At 64.0% G+C, this 15,299-nt stretch carries 19 protein-coding genes and 1 pseudogene; 9 read left to right on the plus strand and 11 right to left on the minus strand.

Annotated elements, in window-relative coordinates:
• The first annotated feature begins 70 nt into the window (after nt 1-70).
• Entirely contained in the window at nt 71-1,513 is a 1,443-nt protein-coding gene (locus tag ACVWYP_RS32535; RefSeq protein WP_304496145.1) for a DUF1254 domain-containing protein, read from the plus strand.
• A 200-nt stretch (nt 1,514-1,713) separates the two neighbouring features.
• Here ACVWYP_RS32535 and ACVWYP_RS32540 read toward each other — a convergent pair whose 3' ends face one another.
• The 5 genes and pseudogenes from ACVWYP_RS32540 to ACVWYP_RS32560 form a co-directional block, all read right to left on the minus strand.
• Nucleotides 1,714-2,217 (minus strand): GNAT family N-acetyltransferase, encoded by a 504-nt coding sequence (locus tag ACVWYP_RS32540; RefSeq protein ID WP_304496146.1) that lies wholly within the window; start codon nt 2,215-2,217, stop codon nt 1,714-1,716.
• A 34-nt stretch (nt 2,218-2,251) separates the two neighbouring features.
• On the minus strand, nt 2,252-2,683 hold the full coding sequence (locus tag ACVWYP_RS32545; RefSeq protein ID WP_304496147.1) for a DUF1801 domain-containing protein: 432 nt from the start codon (nt 2,681-2,683) through the stop codon (nt 2,252-2,254).
• A gap of 59 nt (nt 2,684-2,742) precedes the next feature.
• Nucleotides 2,743-2,976 carry a hypothetical protein gene (locus ACVWYP_RS32550; protein ID WP_076825666.1) on the minus strand — a complete coding sequence of 78 codons (234 nt, stop codon included), beginning with the start codon at nt 2,974-2,976 and terminating at the stop codon, nt 2,743-2,745.
• 147 nt (nt 2,977-3,123) lie between these two features.
• On the minus strand, nt 3,124-3,555 hold the full coding sequence (locus ACVWYP_RS32555) for an SRPBCC family protein (protein WP_225647911.1): 432 nt from the start codon (nt 3,553-3,555) through the stop codon (nt 3,124-3,126).
• Nucleotides 3,552-3,876, minus strand: a pseudogene (locus ACVWYP_RS32560) (ArsR/SmtB family transcription factor). The gene ACVWYP_RS32555 and the pseudogene ACVWYP_RS32560 overlap by 4 nt, the downstream one beginning before the upstream one ends.
• A 775-nt stretch (nt 3,877-4,651) precedes the next feature.
• Between ACVWYP_RS32560 and ACVWYP_RS32565 the strand changes: the two are divergent.
• Nucleotides 4,652-5,404 (plus strand): carbonic anhydrase, encoded by a 753-nt coding sequence (locus ACVWYP_RS32565; RefSeq protein ID WP_304496148.1) that lies wholly within the window; start codon nt 4,652-4,654, stop codon nt 5,402-5,404.
• A 209-nt stretch (nt 5,405-5,613) separates the two neighbouring features.
• Here the strand turns inward: ACVWYP_RS32565 and ACVWYP_RS32570 are convergent, their stop codons facing one another.
• Complete coding sequence (locus ACVWYP_RS32570) at nt 5,614-6,399, minus strand: 2-keto-4-pentenoate hydratase (RefSeq protein WP_304496149.1); 786 nt, start codon at nt 6,397-6,399, stop codon at nt 5,614-5,616.
• A 108-nt stretch (nt 6,400-6,507) separates the two neighbouring features.
• Nucleotides 6,508-7,536 carry an SDR family oxidoreductase gene (locus tag ACVWYP_RS32575; protein WP_304496150.1) on the minus strand — a complete coding sequence of 343 codons (1,029 nt, stop codon included), beginning with the start codon at nt 7,534-7,536 and terminating at the stop codon, nt 6,508-6,510.
• A gap of 98 nt (nt 7,537-7,634) precedes the next feature.
• Here ACVWYP_RS32575 and ACVWYP_RS32580 point away from each other — a divergent pair, with 98 nt between their 5' ends.
• Nucleotides 7,635-8,063, plus strand: a complete 429-nt coding sequence (locus ACVWYP_RS32580) for a winged helix-turn-helix transcriptional regulator (RefSeq protein ID WP_304496151.1) — start codon at nt 7,635-7,637, stop codon at nt 8,061-8,063.
• A gap of 116 nt (nt 8,064-8,179) precedes the next feature.
• On the opposite strand, the gene ACVWYP_RS32585 is transcribed toward ACVWYP_RS32580, so the two are convergent.
• The 3 genes from ACVWYP_RS32585 to ACVWYP_RS32595 form a co-directional block, all read right to left on the minus strand.
• The gene (locus ACVWYP_RS32585; protein ID WP_304496152.1) at nt 8,180-8,986 is read right to left on the minus strand and encodes a phytanoyl-CoA dioxygenase family protein; all 807 of its coding nucleotides are present in this window, start codon (nt 8,984-8,986) and stop codon (nt 8,180-8,182) included.
• 238 nt (nt 8,987-9,224) lie between these two features.
• The gene (dksA, locus tag ACVWYP_RS32590; protein ID WP_170991616.1) at nt 9,225-9,590 is read right to left on the minus strand and encodes an RNA polymerase-binding protein DksA; all 366 of its coding nucleotides are present in this window, start codon (nt 9,588-9,590) and stop codon (nt 9,225-9,227) included.
• Nucleotides 9,591-9,800: 210 nt separating this feature from the next.
• The gene (locus tag ACVWYP_RS32595) at nt 9,801-10,412 is read right to left on the minus strand and encodes an NAD(P)-dependent oxidoreductase (protein ID WP_304496153.1); all 612 of its coding nucleotides are present in this window, start codon (nt 10,410-10,412) and stop codon (nt 9,801-9,803) included.
• 104 nt (nt 10,413-10,516) lie between these two features.
• Here ACVWYP_RS32595 and ACVWYP_RS32600 point away from each other — a divergent pair, with 104 nt between their 5' ends.
• A complete protein-coding gene (locus tag ACVWYP_RS32600; protein ID WP_028337693.1) occupies nt 10,517-10,903 on the plus strand; it encodes a winged helix-turn-helix transcriptional regulator in 387 nt (128 codons plus the stop codon).
• Nucleotides 10,904-10,961: 58 nt separating this feature from the next.
• Here the strand turns inward: ACVWYP_RS32600 and ACVWYP_RS32605 are convergent, their stop codons facing one another.
• Nucleotides 10,962-11,375 (minus strand): flagellar assembly protein FliX, encoded by a 414-nt coding sequence (locus ACVWYP_RS32605; RefSeq protein WP_018272569.1) that lies wholly within the window; start codon nt 11,373-11,375, stop codon nt 10,962-10,964.
• 265 nt (nt 11,376-11,640) lie between these two features.
• Here ACVWYP_RS32605 and ACVWYP_RS32610 point away from each other — a divergent pair, with 265 nt between their 5' ends.
• The 5 genes from ACVWYP_RS32610 to ACVWYP_RS32630 all read left to right on the plus strand — a co-directional run bounded on the left by ACVWYP_RS32610 (nt 11,641) and on the right by ACVWYP_RS32630 (nt 15,297).
• Nucleotides 11,641-12,765, plus strand: coding sequence for a flagellar basal body P-ring protein FlgI (locus tag ACVWYP_RS32610; protein ID WP_038385504.1), 1,125 nt, complete (start codon nt 11,641-11,643; stop codon nt 12,763-12,765).
• A complete protein-coding gene (gene flgJ / locus ACVWYP_RS32615) occupies nt 12,765-13,121 on the plus strand; it encodes a flagellar assembly peptidoglycan hydrolase FlgJ (protein ID WP_028337696.1) in 357 nt (118 codons plus the stop codon). Before ACVWYP_RS32610 ends, flgJ begins: the two co-directional genes overlap by 1 nt.
• Before the next feature lie 19 nt (nt 13,122-13,140).
• On the plus strand, nt 13,141-13,644 hold the full coding sequence (locus ACVWYP_RS32620; RefSeq protein ID WP_304496154.1) for a hypothetical protein: 504 nt from the start codon (nt 13,141-13,143) through the stop codon (nt 13,642-13,644).
• 159 nt (nt 13,645-13,803) lie between these two features.
• Nucleotides 13,804-14,190, plus strand: coding sequence for a hypothetical protein (locus ACVWYP_RS32625; RefSeq protein ID WP_304496155.1), 387 nt, complete (start codon nt 13,804-13,806; stop codon nt 14,188-14,190).
• Nucleotides 14,191-14,232: 42 nt separating this feature from the next.
• Nucleotides 14,233-15,297 (plus strand): IS630 family transposase, encoded by a 1,065-nt coding sequence (locus ACVWYP_RS32630; protein ID WP_038380919.1) that lies wholly within the window; start codon nt 14,233-14,235, stop codon nt 15,295-15,297.
• The last annotated feature ends 2 nt before the right edge of the window (nt 15,298-15,299 follow it).

Here is a 15,299-nt window from a genome sequence, read left to right on the forward strand (position 1 = left end):
CAGGGCGCTATCAGTTCCTGCTACCCATACGTGCATTATCACAAGTTGCGAACCGGAAGGAGTTGTTTTGATGTTTACGAAACGCGATCTACTTCGCTCTGCTGCAATGAGCGCGCTCACCGTAGCCATGGCGAAGTCCACCCCGGCAATTGCGCAGAACAATGCCGATTGGCCCAGGCTGTTAGAGGCCAAGGACATCGCTGAGGAAGGCTTCATCTACGGCTTGCCGCTCGTGATGAATTATGCGGTCATGCAAGAATATGCCGTGGACAGGAACTCGGGGCAGTTCAAGGCACCGTTCAACGAAATCTACAACATGCACCACGTCGCCACCCCGGCGGACACGGCAATCATCACGCCGAACAGCGACACCCCTTACTCGATGCTCTGGCTGGATTTGCGCGCCGAACCAATGGTCATCTCGGTGCCGACGGTCGAAAAGGACCGCTACTACTCGGTCCAGTTGATCGACGGCAACACCTACAATTTCGGCTACATCGGCACGCGCGCCACGGGGACCGAGCCGGGCGACTATCTGGTGGTCGGCCCCGACTGGAAAGGCGAAACGCCGACCGGAATCAAGAAGGTTTTCCGATCGACGACGCCGTTCACATTCGCGGCTTTCCGCACCCAGCTCTTCAATCCCGGCGACATGCCGAACGTCGAGAAAGTTCAGGCCGGCTACAAGGCCCAACCGCTTTCCGCCTTCCTCAAACAGCCCGCCCCGCCCGCCGCGCCGAAGATCGATTTCCTTCCTGCCACCACGGCCGGGATCAAGGATAACTTCTTCCAATATCTCGACGCAGCCCTGCAATTCGTCCCCGAGACGCCGAGGGACAAGGCGATCCGTGCGAAACTTGCGAGAATTGGCATCGGTCCCGGAAAGACCTTCGCGTTCAGGGATCTATCGCTCGAACACAAGGCCGAAATCCTGGTGGGCATGAAGCAGGGTGACGACAAGGTCGACAAATGGCTGGCCAGCGGAAACAAAAACATCAATGGCTGGAACGTTGGTTCGTTCTTCGGCGACGAGGCCTTCTTCAACGGCGATTGGGCGATGCGGGCAGGCGCCGCCAAGGGCGGTCTCTATGGCAACGATGCCGTAGAAGCGATGTACCCCTATACACGGAAGGACGCGGCCGGTGAGTTGCTCGACGGCAGCAAGCACAAGTACACCATCACCTTTGCACCCGACCAGTTGCCGCCAGTGAATGCGTTTTGGTCCGTTACGATGTACGACGGCAAGAGCCAGTTCTTGGTCAAGAATCCGATCAATCGCTACCTCATTAACTCTCCGATGTTGTCGGCGATGAAAAAGGACGCAGACGGTTCGCTGACGCTGTACATTCAAAAAGACAGCCCCGGCGCGGACAGGGAAGCCAATTGGCTTCCGGCGCCGGACGACAAGATCTACCTCGTGATGCGCCTCTATTGGCCGAAGCCTACGCCACCTTCGATCTTGCCGGCGGGCGAAGGGACATGGCGGCCACCCGGCGTGAAAAAGTTCTCATAGAAGACGCAGGTCTCGACGCCTCCCATCACGGCGGTGTGCGATCGCCGGTTCTCGTGCTGTCCGCTGTGAGTAATTCGCGACCGGGGCCACCGAGTGGCAGGCCCCGGCTATGTCCGCTGTTCCGCCGAAAGCGGAAGTAGATGCGTTCGCGCGACCCGTGGGCACATCCGGGCTACGCTCGATGACCGGGAGAATTCTGGCTATGACCCGAGGTCGGGCCTGTCGCTCAGGACAATAAAGACCTTGCCGCCGAAGTCGTATCGCGCGACCTCGCGCATGCCGAGCCGCAGATGCGCCTTGAGCGAGCGCGGGTTGTCTTCCCTGATGAAGAGGATTGCCTCGCGGCCGGGAAAGGTCGCCTGAAGCTTCGCGTACAACGCCTCCAGGACGCCAAGGCCGCGCGCGTCCCGCGAGACGCACACCGGACCATAAACATACGCATCTGCCCGCCCCAGCCAGGCCTTCAGCATGGCCTGCACCGGCGGCGCCTCGCCATACCCCTTCTCCGACGTCAGGAGCGCGCCGAGCAACCTGCCCTCATAGTCGGTCGCGACGACGATCGGCTGCCCGTTTGCAATGCGCGTCTCGATCACCTCGCGCGGCCATTGCCCGAGCAGCATGCCGCCGCGGTCGCCGCTGTTGGCCGTCAGCAGCGCGGAGATGGAGTCCGCATCCAGCGGTGTGGCGAGCCTGGTATTGATCATCTCGGGTAGATCGCGAGCACCATGGCGGCGCAGCTCACGCCTTCTTCTTCGCGGTCGTGCGGGTACCGGCGGCCTTCTTCGCCGGCTTCTTCGCGGATTTTTTTGATTTAGCCTGGTTGAGCTCGATCGCGGCACGAATGAGCGTCTTCAGCGCCGGGGCGTTGACCTTGTCGCCCTCGAACAGATCGATCGCGCGCCGCGCATTGCCCTCGAAGCCGGTGTTGAACAGTCTGTCGGGGTCCGGCAGCTGCGCACCATACATGAAGGTCAGCTTGACCTTGCCCTTGTGGGCGTTGCCGACCGCGATGATGCCGTCGCGCGACCACACCGGGCTGCCCATCCACTTCCACTCCTCGATGATCTCAGGATCGGCGGCGAGAATGCTCTTGCGCAGGCTGGCGAGCGTCTTGCCGCGCCAGTCGGTGAGGTCCTCGATCATCCGGTCGATACGTTCCGATGCCGTCATTGCTGTCTCTCGCGCCTCATCCGCCCCAAATCGTCACGTCAAGTCGTCACGTCATGCAATCACACTTGGGACGCGGACGTCGATCCCCCATGCTGACGCCGCGGCGACAGATAAGGCAACGCGAACAGATAGAGGCCGCTGAGCAGCATGAAGATCAGCGGGAACAGGGCCAGCAACCCGATCCAGACCGCCTGCTGCTGCAGGACCATGGCGACGATGTTGATGATGACGGCGACCGTGAAGGCGATCGAGAGCCAGCGGTGCGATTGCCGGATCCAGTTGTTCCAGTTCAATGTGACCTCCTGTTGGTGGGTGAATGATCCAGCGTCATTGCGAGGAGCGGCAGCGACGAAGCAATCCATGTTTCCGCATATGCGGCGATGGATTGCTTCGCTTCGCTCGCAATGACGAGAGAGAGAGAGAGAGAGAGAGAGAGACCGTCAACCTTCCCGCGCCATCAGCTGATCGAGATTCTCGAGGAACTGCTTCCATCCGGCATGGGCGCCGCCATAGGCCTGCTTCTGATGCGGCTGGAAGCCGGACTGCTCGACGCGCAGATGGGTGCCGGTGGCCGTCGGCGTCAGCGTGAAGACCACGACGCTCTCGAGATTGTAGGCGGCATCCGCATGCGCGAAATTCCAGGTATAGGACAGCGTCCTGTGCGGCTCCACGGTGAGCACCTTGCAGTCCAGCACGCCGCCCCACTCGCCGCGCAGGTTGAAGCTGTGCCCGACCTCGGGCTTGAAATCGTTTTTCATCAGCCACTCCTCCATCAGATGCGGTTGGGTCAGCGCGCGCCAGAGCTTTTCCGGCGGATGAGGAAATTCACGCTCGACGATCGCGGAACGCGTTTCAGCGGTGGTCTTGTTCATTGGTCCATCCTTTTGAGGAGATCTTCGAGGTGGTCGAACCGGTTCTGCCAGAAGCCCGCCATCTGGCTAGTCCAGTCGATCAGCGGCGCCAGCGCGCCGAGTTGCGCGCTGTAATGGGTCTGCCTGCCTTCATGGCGGTCGCGCACCAGCCCGGCCTGCTTCAGCACACCGAGATGCTTCGACACCGCCGGCTGCGAGATCCTGGCGCGGGCCGTCAGGGCGCCGACGGTCTGCTCGCCTTCGCGGCACAGGCGCTCGAAGATGGCCCGGGCGGGTCGGGTCTGCAAGGGTTCGAAACAGGATGTCGTGAGCGTCTGGCATTTGCGATCAATAACCCATTGGTTATGGATTAACGTATAACCATCCAGCTATGGATGAGTCAACCGCAAACTTCGGCGGTTCGGGCCGTGGCCGCGACACCTGGGGTTTTCCGGCTCAATCGCACAAAAAGACCGCCCGGGCCTTTCATAACCCGCAGGTTATCCGGTGGCGCCGACCGGCCCGTCGGGCAACTCAGGGCGGAACGAAGAGCAAAGCTCGGGCAAATCATCTCGCGAGAATGTGGAAGTTTGACTTACAACGCGCGCAACACATTCCATGTCGTCCTGGCGAAAGCCAGGACCCATTACCCCAAATCTCAATTGTTGCGCGACGCTGGGGCTACGATCCCGTTCATGATCAAGTGCGGTGGTTATGGGTCCTGGCTTTCGCCAGGACGACGATCGTGTGTGTCCGCACCGTTATCGCCCGGCTCGCCGCCTCCGCTAAAGCTTCGGCGCGCCAGAGATGCATGGCCTCGTCGAAGCCTTGGCGAAGACGGGACCCGGGCGATCCAGTACGCCGCGGGCCTCTCGGCTCAAGCACAGCCGTCTCTGCAATACTGGATCACCCGCTTTCGCTTTAGCGGGTCATCACACTGCGCTGTTTGACATCTTGAATTGCGACTCGTCCTCACCGTTATCCCTGCCTAGTGCGCAATTGCACATGGGAGCAGGGACCGTGCATGAAACCGTGTCGTTGCGGTGGCACTGCGCATGATCTACAACCTTTGCACGGACGCGATTGCTATTCTTGGATAATTTTACGGAGATTTTTGATGTGCCAGCTTTGCGAAATCACAGCTCCCACCCAGACCTCCCGGCGCCGCTTCCTCGCTGCCGCGGCCTGCACCGCCGCCAGCCTCGCCCTTGCGCCGCCGGTTTCCGCCAGGGAAACCAAATCGCCGCCGAAGCCGCAGAATGTGCTGGCGCCGGACGCGGCGCTGGACCGGCTGGTGAAGGGCAATCTCCGCTATGTCGAAGGCGTCTCGCGGCGGCATGATTTCAAGCACGAGCGCGAGGCGCTGGCCGGCGGACAGAATCCGTTCGCCGGCATCCTGAGTTGCGCGGACTCCCGCATCGCACCGGAATACGCGTTCGACACCGGCCGCGGCGATCTGTTCGTCTGCCGCATCGCCGGCAATTTCGCCAGCGACGAGACGATCGCGAGCCTGGAATATGCATCGGCCGTGCTCAACGTGCCGTTGTTCATGGTGCTCGGCCACGACAGCTGTGGGGCGGTCGACGCCGCCATCAAGTCGCTGAAGGACAACACCACCCTGCCCGGCCATCTGCCCTCGCTGGTCAACGCGATCGCACCGGCGGTGAAGGCGACCGAGGGCAAGGGAGGCGACCGGCTCGCCAACGCCACCAGGCAGAACGTCATCGACAACGTCGCGAAGCTGAAATCGGCGACGCCGATCCTCAGCGCCGCGGTCGATCAGGGCAAGCTCCGGGTGGTCGGCGCGGTCTATCGGCTGACCGACGGCAAGGTCGAGCTCGTCACGGACACCAAACGCCCGGCGACTTGAAATTCGGGTGAATCCAGTAGAGTCAAGTCAAGGTCGCGCTGCACATTCGATGTCGTCCCTGCGAAAGCAGGGACCCATACCCCGCGGCGGCTGTCGTGAACCGCGCTCGTCGTTCCCGCGCCGTGCAACAATCAGCATTCGTGGTTATGGGTCCCTGCTTTCGCAGGGACGACATCTTTTATGCGGAGGCAGGCTCGCACAACGTTGCCTCACGTAAACGCCGCTTCCACCTTGCCGAGACCGTCGAGCTCCATCACGACCGTGTCGCCCGCGTTCAGCCACACCGTCTTGACCAGGCTGCCGGTCAGCACGATCTGGCCGGCATGCAGGCCACGGCCCTCAGTGGCGAGATGATTGGCGAGCCAGGCGAGCGCGTTGTGGGGATGCCCGAGCACGTCGGCGCCGGTGCCGCGGCCTTCTTCCTTGCCGTTGACGATCGCGCGTCCCGCGACCGCGCGCAGATCGGGCACGGTGATGCGCGGCACCGCCTCCCCGAGCACGCAGCCGGCGGCGAAGAAGTCGTCGGCAATCAGCGTCGGCGCGCCCAGCGTCTCCCATTTGACATAGCGGTCGTCGACGATCTCGATCGCGGGATAGTAGGCATCGATCGCTTCCGCGACCCATTCGGCGGTGAACGGCGCCTCGCTGGGAGCAAGATCGCGGGCGAGCCGCACCGCGATCTCGCACTCGACGCCGACATGGACGAACTCGGCCGCCGGCAGCCGCACGCCGCTGTCATGCACGACCTTCTCGAACAGGCCACCGCCGCAGGGGTGCGGGATGTTGATATATTCCTGCATCACCGCGCTGGTGCAGCCGATCTTGTAGCCGACGAGGCTGCCGACGTGTGGCTGCATCAGAGCGTGCAGCGCGTACTGCACCTGGTAGCCTTCGGCCTCGTCGCGTGGCGCGACGTCCTTCGGAAGCGCCTTGAGCGGCGCGCGGCTGCGGCGCGCGCTGGCGATCGCCTTTGCGGCCGCGAGGACCCGATCCATCTGCGCAGCCTCCCTGGTGTTCTCGGCGGGGCGGTGGCGCCTCCGTCTGCTCGCTGCAATTCAGCACTCGCCGACCCGTCTGGCAAGCGCGCTGGACGGGATCTGCCGTCAGGCCTTGACGAGGCCGAGCCGGATCAGGCTCTCGGCGGTCGCGAGGATCATCTCCTCATTGCCGCGCGGGCGCCAGCCGAGCAGGTTTTGCGCCTTGGCGCTGGTCGCGCGGCGCACCTTGCCGAGCAGCGGCAGCGCGGCGCGGGCCATCGGGTTGCGCCGAGCGGCGAGCCGCATCATCCAGTCCGGCGCCTGGAACCGCGGCACGCGCCGCGCCTTGCTGCCGAGCTTTGCGCGCAGCACCCGGGCGACCCCGAGGATCGACATGGTCTCGCCGGCGACCGCCAGGAAGCGCTCACCGCTCGCCTTGGGCGACATCATGGCGCGCAGATGCAGGTCGGCGACATCGCGCACGTCGACGAGGCCGAAATGGATCCGCGGCACCGCCGGCATCGCGCCGTCGAGCAGCGCCTTGATGATGCCGATCGACTCGGAGAAGTCGGCACCGAGCGCCGGGCCGAACACCGCGGTGGGGTTGACCACGGCAAGCTCGAGGCCATTGCCTTCGCGCGCGACGAAATCCCAGGCGGCGCGCTCGGCCAGCGTCTTGGATTTCGGATAGGCCTGCACGCCGGGACCATCGAGATTGGACCACACTGTCTCGTTGAACGGCGCCGCTTGCGGCGGATGGCCGTAACCAATCGCCGCGAACGACGACGTCACGACGACGCGCTTGACGCCGGCGTCACGCGCCGCGCGCAACACCCGCAGCGTGCCTTCGCGCGCCGGGACGATCAGCTCATTCTCGTCCTCTGGCACATAGGCGCCGAGCGGCGATGCGACATGCAGCACGTAGTCGCACCCGGTGGCCGCTTCACGCCAACCGTCATCGCGCAGCAGGTCGGCGGTGACGAAGCCGAGCTGGTCGGGAGCAAGCGCTCCGCCCTCGCGCAGCATCGCGATCACGTCGTTGCTGCGACCCGGATTGCGCACCGTCGTTCGCACCGCATGCCCGTCGGCAAGCAGCTGCAGAATGGTATGCACGCCGATGAAACCCGATCCGCCCGTGACCAATACCGTGCTCATGTCCCTGCCTTCTTCATGTTCGGCGGATGGGCCCAACATTGCGCTGCCCGCCCTGCACAGGCCGCATCTGGTCACCTATCTGACCTTGGACAAGTAGGATGAAATTCGAGACCGGTATGGAAAACAATACCAGCGATATGTGTGACGGCGGTGAGTGCGAGAGCTGTCCGACAGACCCCAATGTGCTGATCGAATTCAAGCACGCGATCCACGCGCTCGGGGGAAAATGGAAGCTCGAGATCCTGTTCACACTGATGAATGGCGGCGTGCGGTTCGGCGCGCTGCGCCGCGCGCTCGCGCCGATCACCCAACATATGCTGACCGCGCAGCTGCGCGAGCTCGAGCGCGACGGCCTGGTGGCGCGCAAGGTGCTCGCCGAGAAGCCGCTGCAGGTCGAATACGAGCTGACGGATTCGGCCTGGAGCCTGACGCCGGCTTTCCGCGAATTGCTGGCATGGTCGAAGACGTTCGGCCCACGCCGCAGTGCCGCGGCAAGCACGACGACGCTCGGAGCCGGACTGACCTGAATGTCGTCTCGCCATAAACCGTTTCGGCATAGGAATTACATTCCCTCCCCCGCTTGCGGGGGGAGGGCTAGGGTGCAGCGAATGCGTGGCAAGGCTTGACCACGCATCATCGGACTTCACTCCATGCCAAGTGCGCGCCGGATCGCGATCTCGACCGGCGAATACGAACCATCCGCACGTTCCAGCCGGTACGGTTCGCCGGCAGCGAGCGACGGCTGGGCCATGAAGCGCGGCGTCGTGCCCCGATGCTTCTGCGCGGCATGCACCAGCAACGGATGGCACAGATAGACTGTGCCGGCCTCACCCGTCGCGAGCGCGACCTCGCAGTCGGCGCCGACATCGTCGAGCACCATGCGTGCGCGCCCGGCCTCGCCGGCGGGCGCGAGATAGCGCGCCATCGGCCGATGCGAGCCGACCCTGATCCGGGTCGGCGCGTCGTCCTCGCCGACATCGGAGAACAGGAACAGCAGCAACAGCGCCCGGTCGCGCGAGACGACATTGGCCCGCCAGGCGGAGAAGTCGCTGCGCTCGTTGGGGTCGCAATCCTCGCCGGGGAAGCTGACGTCGATGTGCCAGCCGGCGTCGCCGGGATCGTCCGGATGCGGGAAGCGCACCGGAAAGGTTCCGATATCGTCGCGCGGGCGCCAGCGGCCGGGACCGGCGATCTGGTCGAACGCCCGGTGCAGCAGCGGCGTGTTGATCGCTTCGCGAAACGGCGTGCCGCCGTACCCCGGCAACCGGATCACCGGTTGGGTCCAGGTCAACGGATCGTGCTCGCTGCACGGCAGGTCACGCCACATGATGGCGCGTCCCCGGGCGGCGAGTTCCCGGGGAAAGGCGCTGTCGATCCGGACAAAGCCCTGTTGGATGAATTGCTCGATCTGCGCGCCGTCAAGCGCGCGCGGGTCGTTTCGAGGGGGCATGATTGTCTCTCAAACTGTCGCCAGCCATCGCTGCTCCGCGACGTGCGGAACCTGACCGGCTCATTCGGTTTCACTGGAATCCCAGGAGCGAAAGCTCGTGGGGCCGCTCAGCGCTTCCAGAAGGAAGCGGGATCAGCCCAGGAAAAACACCGAAGCGATGTTGAGAGTGCGTGTCATCATGGCGGCGCGAACGTACAACCGGTACGCGCCGGTAGCAATCCGTGGCGATCCGTCGCCACTATTCGTCGCGATAGACCTTCTCGCGCTTCTCGTGGCGTTCCTGCGCCTCCACCGACAGCGTTGCGATCGGGCGGGCTTCGAGCCGCTTCAGCGAGATCGGCTCACCGGTCTCTTCGCAATAGCCATAGGTGTTGTCTTCGATGCGCTGGAGCGCCGCGTCGATCTTGGAGATCAGCTTGCGCTGACGGTCGCGGGCACGAAGTTCGATCGCGCGGTCGGTTTCCGAGGACGCTCGGTCCGCGAGGTCGGGATGATTGACGTTCTCTTCCTGCAACGTCTGCAACGTGACCTTCGATTCGCGGAGGATCTCATCCTTCCAGGCCAGCAGCTTGGCGCGGAAATAATCGCGCTGCCGCTCATTCATGAAAGGCTCTTTTTCAGTCGGCCGGTAGTTCTTCAGCTTTTCCAAAGGCAGCCATGTCCCTGTCAGGCGGAGGGAACACAACCCCTCCGCGCGGCGCCTTATATAGCCACGTCATGTGACAGACAATATCTGCCACCGCGAAAGGCGGGCCGCCCCCAAGGCCTTGCACAGGCAAACTTATCCGCCCTGCCCGGGGACGGCCCTGCCCCCTCAATAACCGACCGTGAAACGCCGGCGGATATGGGCCGGACGCTCGATCTCGTCGGCGAGTGCAACTGCGAAATCCTCGAACGAGATCGAGCTTTTGCCGTCGGCTGCGGTCAGAAGCTGGTCGGTCCCGAGGCGGAACTTGCCGGTCCGCTCGCCGGCCACGAACAGCGCCGAGGGCGACAAAAAGGTCCAGTTCAGGTCCTTTTCCTGGCGCAGCAGGTCGAGGAACTCAGCCCCCTTGGAGGCCTCGGCCTTGTATTGGGGCGGAAAGTTGGGGGTGGTCACCAGGCGGACGCCCGGCGCCACCTCGAGGCTGCCGGCGCCGCCGACCACGAGATAGCGGCCGACCCCGGATGCCTTGGCAGCCCCGATCAGCTTGGCGGGGTCGCTGACCAGGAAATGGATCGAACTGATCGCGGCATCGTGGCCGGCCCATAGCGCGGCCAGGGCGGCCTGGTCGTTCGCGTCACCCTTGCGGGCAGTGACATTGGGCAGGCCGGCGATCTTCTCCGGGTTGCGGGCGATGGCGGTGACGGCGTGGCCGCGGCGGGCGAGTTCCGCCGTGATGCGCGAGCCGGCCTGGCCGGACGCGCCGGCGATGGCGATCTTCATCTCAAGTCTCCGATTGATGGTTTCCAATGGTGACTAGATAGCGAAATGGATGTAGGTGTGAAGAAGGCACTCTTGCCTCACCTGATCACGCCGGAGTAACCGCGATGAAAGCCACGAGCCTCAAGCCGGACGCCTATGCCGCCAATTGCCCGACGCGCCAGATCCTCGACCGGGTCGGCGACAAATGGGCGGTGCTGATCCTGCTGCTGCTGCGCAGCGAGCCGATGCGCTTCAACCAGCTCCGACGCGCCATCGAAGGCATCTCGCAGAAGATGCTGTCGCAGGTGCTGAAGAGCCTGGAGCGCGACGGGCTGCTGCGCCGCCGGGCGATCGCAACGGTGCCGGTGACGGTGGAGTATTCAATCACGCCGCTCGGATCGACGCTCGCCGAAGCCGTCGATCCGCTGCGCGACTGGGCCGAACGGAATCTGAAAGACGTGCTGGCCGCGCAGCGCCGCTACGACGCGCAGCGCAAGGCACTGGCGGCCTGAGGCACTGGCCGCCTGAAGGCACTGGCGGCGTGGGACGGGTGAGCTGATCGGGAGGAGCCTAGTATTGCCCGGCCTTGGCGAGCTCGACCTCGACGCGCAGCTCGATCTCGCCGAGCACGGCATCGAGGCCGGGGTCGCCGGAGGATTCCTTCAGGCTCGCCGCAGCATCACGCAGCCGGTTCACCGTGGAGGAATCGAAATTGCCGGACAGCAGTCCGAGCTTGAGCGCGTCGAGCACGTCGAGCGCACCCTTGCCGCGAGCCACCGAGCGCTTGCGCCGTTCGGTCGGGTCCTCGACGCCCTGCAGCGCGAGCAGCGCATCGAGGCTGGCGGCGGCCTTCGGCGCCGCGGTGGAGCGGACCTCCTCCTGCGCGGTCGTCGCATCCGGCAGCGAGAAGCCGCTCGACGACGTGCGCCGCGTGGCGCCGGTGGACGTGCCAAGCGTGGTGCCGTTCGGTCCATAGATGCGCATCGTCGTGATCCCGCAGGCCTGAATGGGCCGAGCATCGCCGTTTTATGGTTAACGGCGCGTAAACGACCCGGCAATTTCTGCCGCCGCGCGGCAGTTTCGCGCTCCCTGGCGAACCGAAGCAAAACGACGGCCAGACAATTTCGATAAATATATCAACACATTGCCCAAGCGAAGCGGAGTGGCACGCAGCTCGCATGGTTAATGGCGGATCGCCGTCATGGGAGTGTCGCGCAATCCGCGAGTTCAGTTCGAGGGGAGCATCGGGATGCCCGGCATCCGCATCGCAAATCTGTTCGGAGTGGCCTGCGCCGCGCTGCTGGCGCTGGCGGCCTCCGTCATGCCGGCGGCCGCGACGTCGCGGATCAAGGATCTCGCCAATATCGAGGGCGTACGCCAGAACCAGCTGATCGGCTACGGCCTCGTGGTCGGCCTCAACGGTACCGGCGATACACTCAACAACATCCCCTTCACCAAGCAATCGCTGCAGGCGATGCTCGAGCGCATGGGCGTCAACATCCGCGGCGCCACCATCCGCACCGGCAACGTCGCCGCCGTGATGGTGACCGGCAATCTGCCGGCGTTCGGCACCCAGGGCACGCGCATGGACGTCACCGTCTCGGCGCTCGGCGATGCCAAGAACCTGCAGGGCGGCACCCTGCTCGTCACTCCCCTGCTCGGCGCCGACGGCAATGTCTACGCGGTGGCGCAGGGATCGGTGGCGGTCGCCGGCTTCGCGGCCGAAGGTGCCGCCGCCAGCGTCGTGCGCGGCGTGCCGACCGTCGGCCGGATCGCCAACGGCGCCATCATCGAGCGCGAGATCGAGTTCGCGCTCAACCGCCTGCCCAATGTGCGCCTCGCGCTGCGCAACGCCGACTTCACCACCGCCAAGCGGATCGCCGCCGCGGTCAACGACTATCTCGGCGTCAAGACCGCCGAGCCGATCGATCCCTCCACGGTGCAGCTTGCGATCCCGACGGAGTTCAAGGGCAACGTCGTCGCCTTCCTGACCGAGATCGAGCAACTGCAGGTCGATCCCGATCTCGTGGCCAAGATCGTGATCGACGAGCGCTCCGGCATCATCGTGATGGGCCGCGACGTCCGCGTCGCCACCGTCGCGGTGGCGCAGGGCAATCTCACCGTCTCGATCTCCGAGAGTCCGCAGGTCAGCCAGCCCAATCCGCTGTCGCGCGGCCGAACAGTCGTGACACCGCGCACCAGCGTCGGCGTCAGCGAGGACGGCAAGAAGTTCGCCGTGGTCAAGGACGGCGTCTCGCTGCAGCAGCTGGTCGACGGCCTCAACGGCCTCGGCATCGGACCGCGCGACCTCATCAGCATCCTGCAGGCGATCAAGGCCGCCGGCGCGATCGAAGCCGACATCGAGGTGATGTGATGGCGAGCCTGATCAACAGCACCACCGGCAGCATGCCGAACAAGGCGTTGATGCCGATGTTCAACGGCCGCCCCGATCCCGTGCTGCAGGACGCGCTGAAGAAGGTGACGCCGCAGCAAGCCGCCAAGGCAAAGGCGACCGCGACCGATTTCGAATCGATGTTCCTCAATTCGATGTTCTCGCAGATGACGACCGGCCTGAAGGGTGACGGCCCGTACGGCGACACCGTCGGCACCGGCGCATGGCGGTCGATGCTGACCGACGAATACTCGAAGAATTTCGCCAAGGCCGGCGGCGTCGGCATTTCCAACGAAGTGTTCCGCTCGCTGATCCTGCAGCAGGCGAACAAGAGCTAGGGTTTCAAGGAGCAGCGCGATGAACCAGCGTCCACAGCAGTCGCGGCCTGTAGCATCCGCCCCCGCCGCGCGGTCCGCGACGTCGACGCCGCCGGACGTCGCGCGTCTCGCCAACGAGCTGACCGAAGTGATGAGCGGCCTGCTCGCCGTGATCGAGCAGGAGACCGAGTTCGTCCGCGCCGGCAAGATCCGCGAGGGCATGCGGCTCGAGGCGCAGAAGTCGGAGCTGTCGCGGCGCTACATGCTCGCGGTGGAGCATTTGAAATCGATGCAGAAGATGCTGTCGCAGACCGATCCCGAGCTGCTCGCAACGCTGCGCCGACATCACGAGACGTTCCGCGCCATGCTGCAGGTCAATTTGACCGTGCTTGCGACCGCGCATGCCGTCTCCGAAGGGATCGTGCGCGGCGTCAATGCCGAGGTGCAGCGCCGCAACATTCCGAACACCTATACCGCAAGCGGACAGCGCGCTACGCCCGGCCCGCGCAACATGACGCCGATCGCGGTCAGCCGCACGCTCTGACGCTACGCTTACAATTTAGTTCAATTCGACGCCGCCCCGGCAGCGCGGCATTCAGCGTGTTTTCTAACAGCCTATTGAGAGGTTCCCCGTAGAGTTGCGGATCGTGAGGGGTTGGGATTTGACTCAAGCAAACTAGTGCCTGTGCACTACGAGGCTGCCATGAGTACAGATTTCAACATCAAGCCGGTGGGGGCACCGGTCGCGGCGCCGATGGTCTCTCCCACGAGCGATACGGCGCAGAAGGCGGTCAAGACTGAACTGCCGGCGAGCCAGAGCGTCACCGCTCCGGAGCCGAGCGTGCGCGTCACCATCGACCCCAACGCCGTCAACGCATCGATTTCAAATCAGGCTCCGTCGGTCAGCGACCAGGTCATCATCGACCGCGACGCGCGCGCCGTGGTCTATCAGGTGGTCGATAATCGCACGAATTTGGTGGTGAGGCAGTTTCCGGAAGAAGCCGTATTGCGCCGCCGCGCCTATTTCCGCGCACTCGATCTCAGCAAGGACGCGCCGACGCGGGTGCGTGCCACCGATCGCCGCGCCTAGTACCCACTTTTCTTGGAACGTGAGTCGTGATTCAAGGTCGGGATGATACCCGAAGCAAGAGAAGTCCGCCTTTCGAGGCAAGATCGCAAGGTGCTAGAGGCGTGTTGTCGCTCACCGATGACATTGCAGCGCGATTTGAAGCGGGCGCGGATAGTCTTGTTGGCGGCGGACGGGCGCAGCACCCGGTCGATCGCCAAGGAAGTTGGGGTCCAGCCGCGGATTGTCAGCCTTTGGCGGCATCGCTATGCCGACCATGGCCTTGAAGGGCTGCAAGACAAGCCGCGACCGGGCAAGCAGCCGATCTATACGAAGACGACCGACAAGCGGATTCTGAAGCTGTTGGATAAGCCGCCGCCGCACGGGTTTGCGCGCTGGACCGGTCCTCTGCTGGCCGGAGCGCTGGGCGATGTTGACGTCCAATATGTCTGGCGGTTCCTGCGCAGCCACAAGATTGACCTCGCGGCTCGCAAGTCCTGGTGCGAGAGCAACGACCCGAACTTTACGGCCAAGGCCGCCGATGTTGTCGGCCTCTACGTCGCCCCGCCGGCGAAGGCCATTGTGCTATGCGTGGACGAGAAGCCTTCGATCCAGGCTTTGGAGCGAGCGCAGGGTTATCTGAAGTTGCCCAATGGCCGCGCCTTGACCGGCCAGAGCCACGATTACAAGCGGCATGGCACCACAACATTGTTTGCGGCGCTCGAAGTCGCCACCGGAAAGATCATCGCAACGCATTCAAAACGCCGTCGCCGCGTCGAGTTTCTCGATTTCATGAACAGCCTCACCGCGGCCTTTCCGAGCCGCCAGCTTCACGTCATCCTCGACAACCTTAACACCCACAAGAAGAACGAGGACTGGCTCAAGGCCCACCCCAACGTGCAATTTCATTTCACGCCGACAAGTGCGTCCTGGCTCAATCAGGTCGAGGTATGGTTTTCGATCTTGCAGGGGCAGTCGCTCAGCGGCACCTCCTTCACAAGCCTCAAGCAGCTTCAGGACCACATCGATGCCTACGTCAACGCGTACAACGACAAAGCCGAGCCCTTCGTCTGGACCAAGAAAAAGGTCCGTCAACGCCGTTTCAAAGGCCGCCGTATCACTCAGCTCTGATT

The organism is Bradyrhizobium sp. USDA 3262 (assembly GCF_054060035.1).

Bases quoted from the DNA above. Each gene is read 5' to 3' on its own strand.
- ACVWYP_RS32610 (WP_038385504.1), top strand. From the start codon at position 11,641: ATGCCCGGCATCCGCATCGCAAATCTGTTCGGAGTGGCCTGCGCCGCG.
- ACVWYP_RS32585 (WP_304496152.1), bottom strand. From the start codon at position 8,986: ATGCCCCCTCGAAACGACCCGCGCGCGCTTGACGGCGCGCAGATCGAG.
- ACVWYP_RS32555 (WP_225647911.1), bottom strand. From the start codon at position 3,555: ATGAACAAGACCACCGCTGAAACGCGTTCCGCGATCGTCGAGCGTGAA.
- dksA (WP_170991616.1), bottom strand. From the start codon at position 9,590: ATGAATGAGCGGCAGCGCGATTATTTCCGCGCCAAGCTGCTGGCCTGG.
- ACVWYP_RS32605 (WP_018272569.1), bottom strand. From the start codon at position 11,375: ATGCGCATCTATGGACCGAACGGCACCACGCTTGGCACGTCCACCGGC.
- ACVWYP_RS32630 (WP_038380919.1), top strand. From the start codon at position 14,233: ATGATACCCGAAGCAAGAGAAGTCCGCCTTTCGAGGCAAGATCGCAAG.
- ACVWYP_RS32540 (WP_304496146.1), bottom strand. From the start codon at position 2,217: ATGATCAATACCAGGCTCGCCACACCGCTGGATGCGGACTCCATCTCC.
- ACVWYP_RS32575 (WP_304496150.1), bottom strand. From the start codon at position 7,536: ATGAGCACGGTATTGGTCACGGGCGGATCGGGTTTCATCGGCGTGCAT.
- ACVWYP_RS32620 (WP_304496154.1), top strand. From the start codon at position 13,141: ATGAACCAGCGTCCACAGCAGTCGCGGCCTGTAGCATCCGCCCCCGCC.
- ACVWYP_RS32545 (WP_304496147.1), bottom strand. From the start codon at position 2,683: ATGACGGCATCGGAACGTATCGACCGGATGATCGAGGACCTCACCGAC.
- ACVWYP_RS32580 (WP_304496151.1), top strand. From the start codon at position 7,635: ATGAAATTCGAGACCGGTATGGAAAACAATACCAGCGATATGTGTGAC.
- ACVWYP_RS32565 (WP_304496148.1), top strand. From the start codon at position 4,652: ATGTGCCAGCTTTGCGAAATCACAGCTCCCACCCAGACCTCCCGGCGC.
- ACVWYP_RS32595 (WP_304496153.1), bottom strand. From the start codon at position 10,412: ATGAAGATCGCCATCGCCGGCGCGTCCGGCCAGGCCGGCTCGCGCATC.
- ACVWYP_RS32570 (WP_304496149.1), bottom strand. From the start codon at position 6,399: ATGGATCGGGTCCTCGCGGCCGCAAAGGCGATCGCCAGCGCGCGCCGC.
- ACVWYP_RS32600 (WP_028337693.1), top strand. From the start codon at position 10,517: ATGAAAGCCACGAGCCTCAAGCCGGACGCCTATGCCGCCAATTGCCCG.
- flgJ (WP_028337696.1), top strand. From the start codon at position 12,765: ATGGCGAGCCTGATCAACAGCACCACCGGCAGCATGCCGAACAAGGCG.
- ACVWYP_RS32535 (WP_304496145.1), top strand. From the start codon at position 71: ATGTTTACGAAACGCGATCTACTTCGCTCTGCTGCAATGAGCGCGCTC.
- ACVWYP_RS32625 (WP_304496155.1), top strand. From the start codon at position 13,804: ATGAGTACAGATTTCAACATCAAGCCGGTGGGGGCACCGGTCGCGGCG.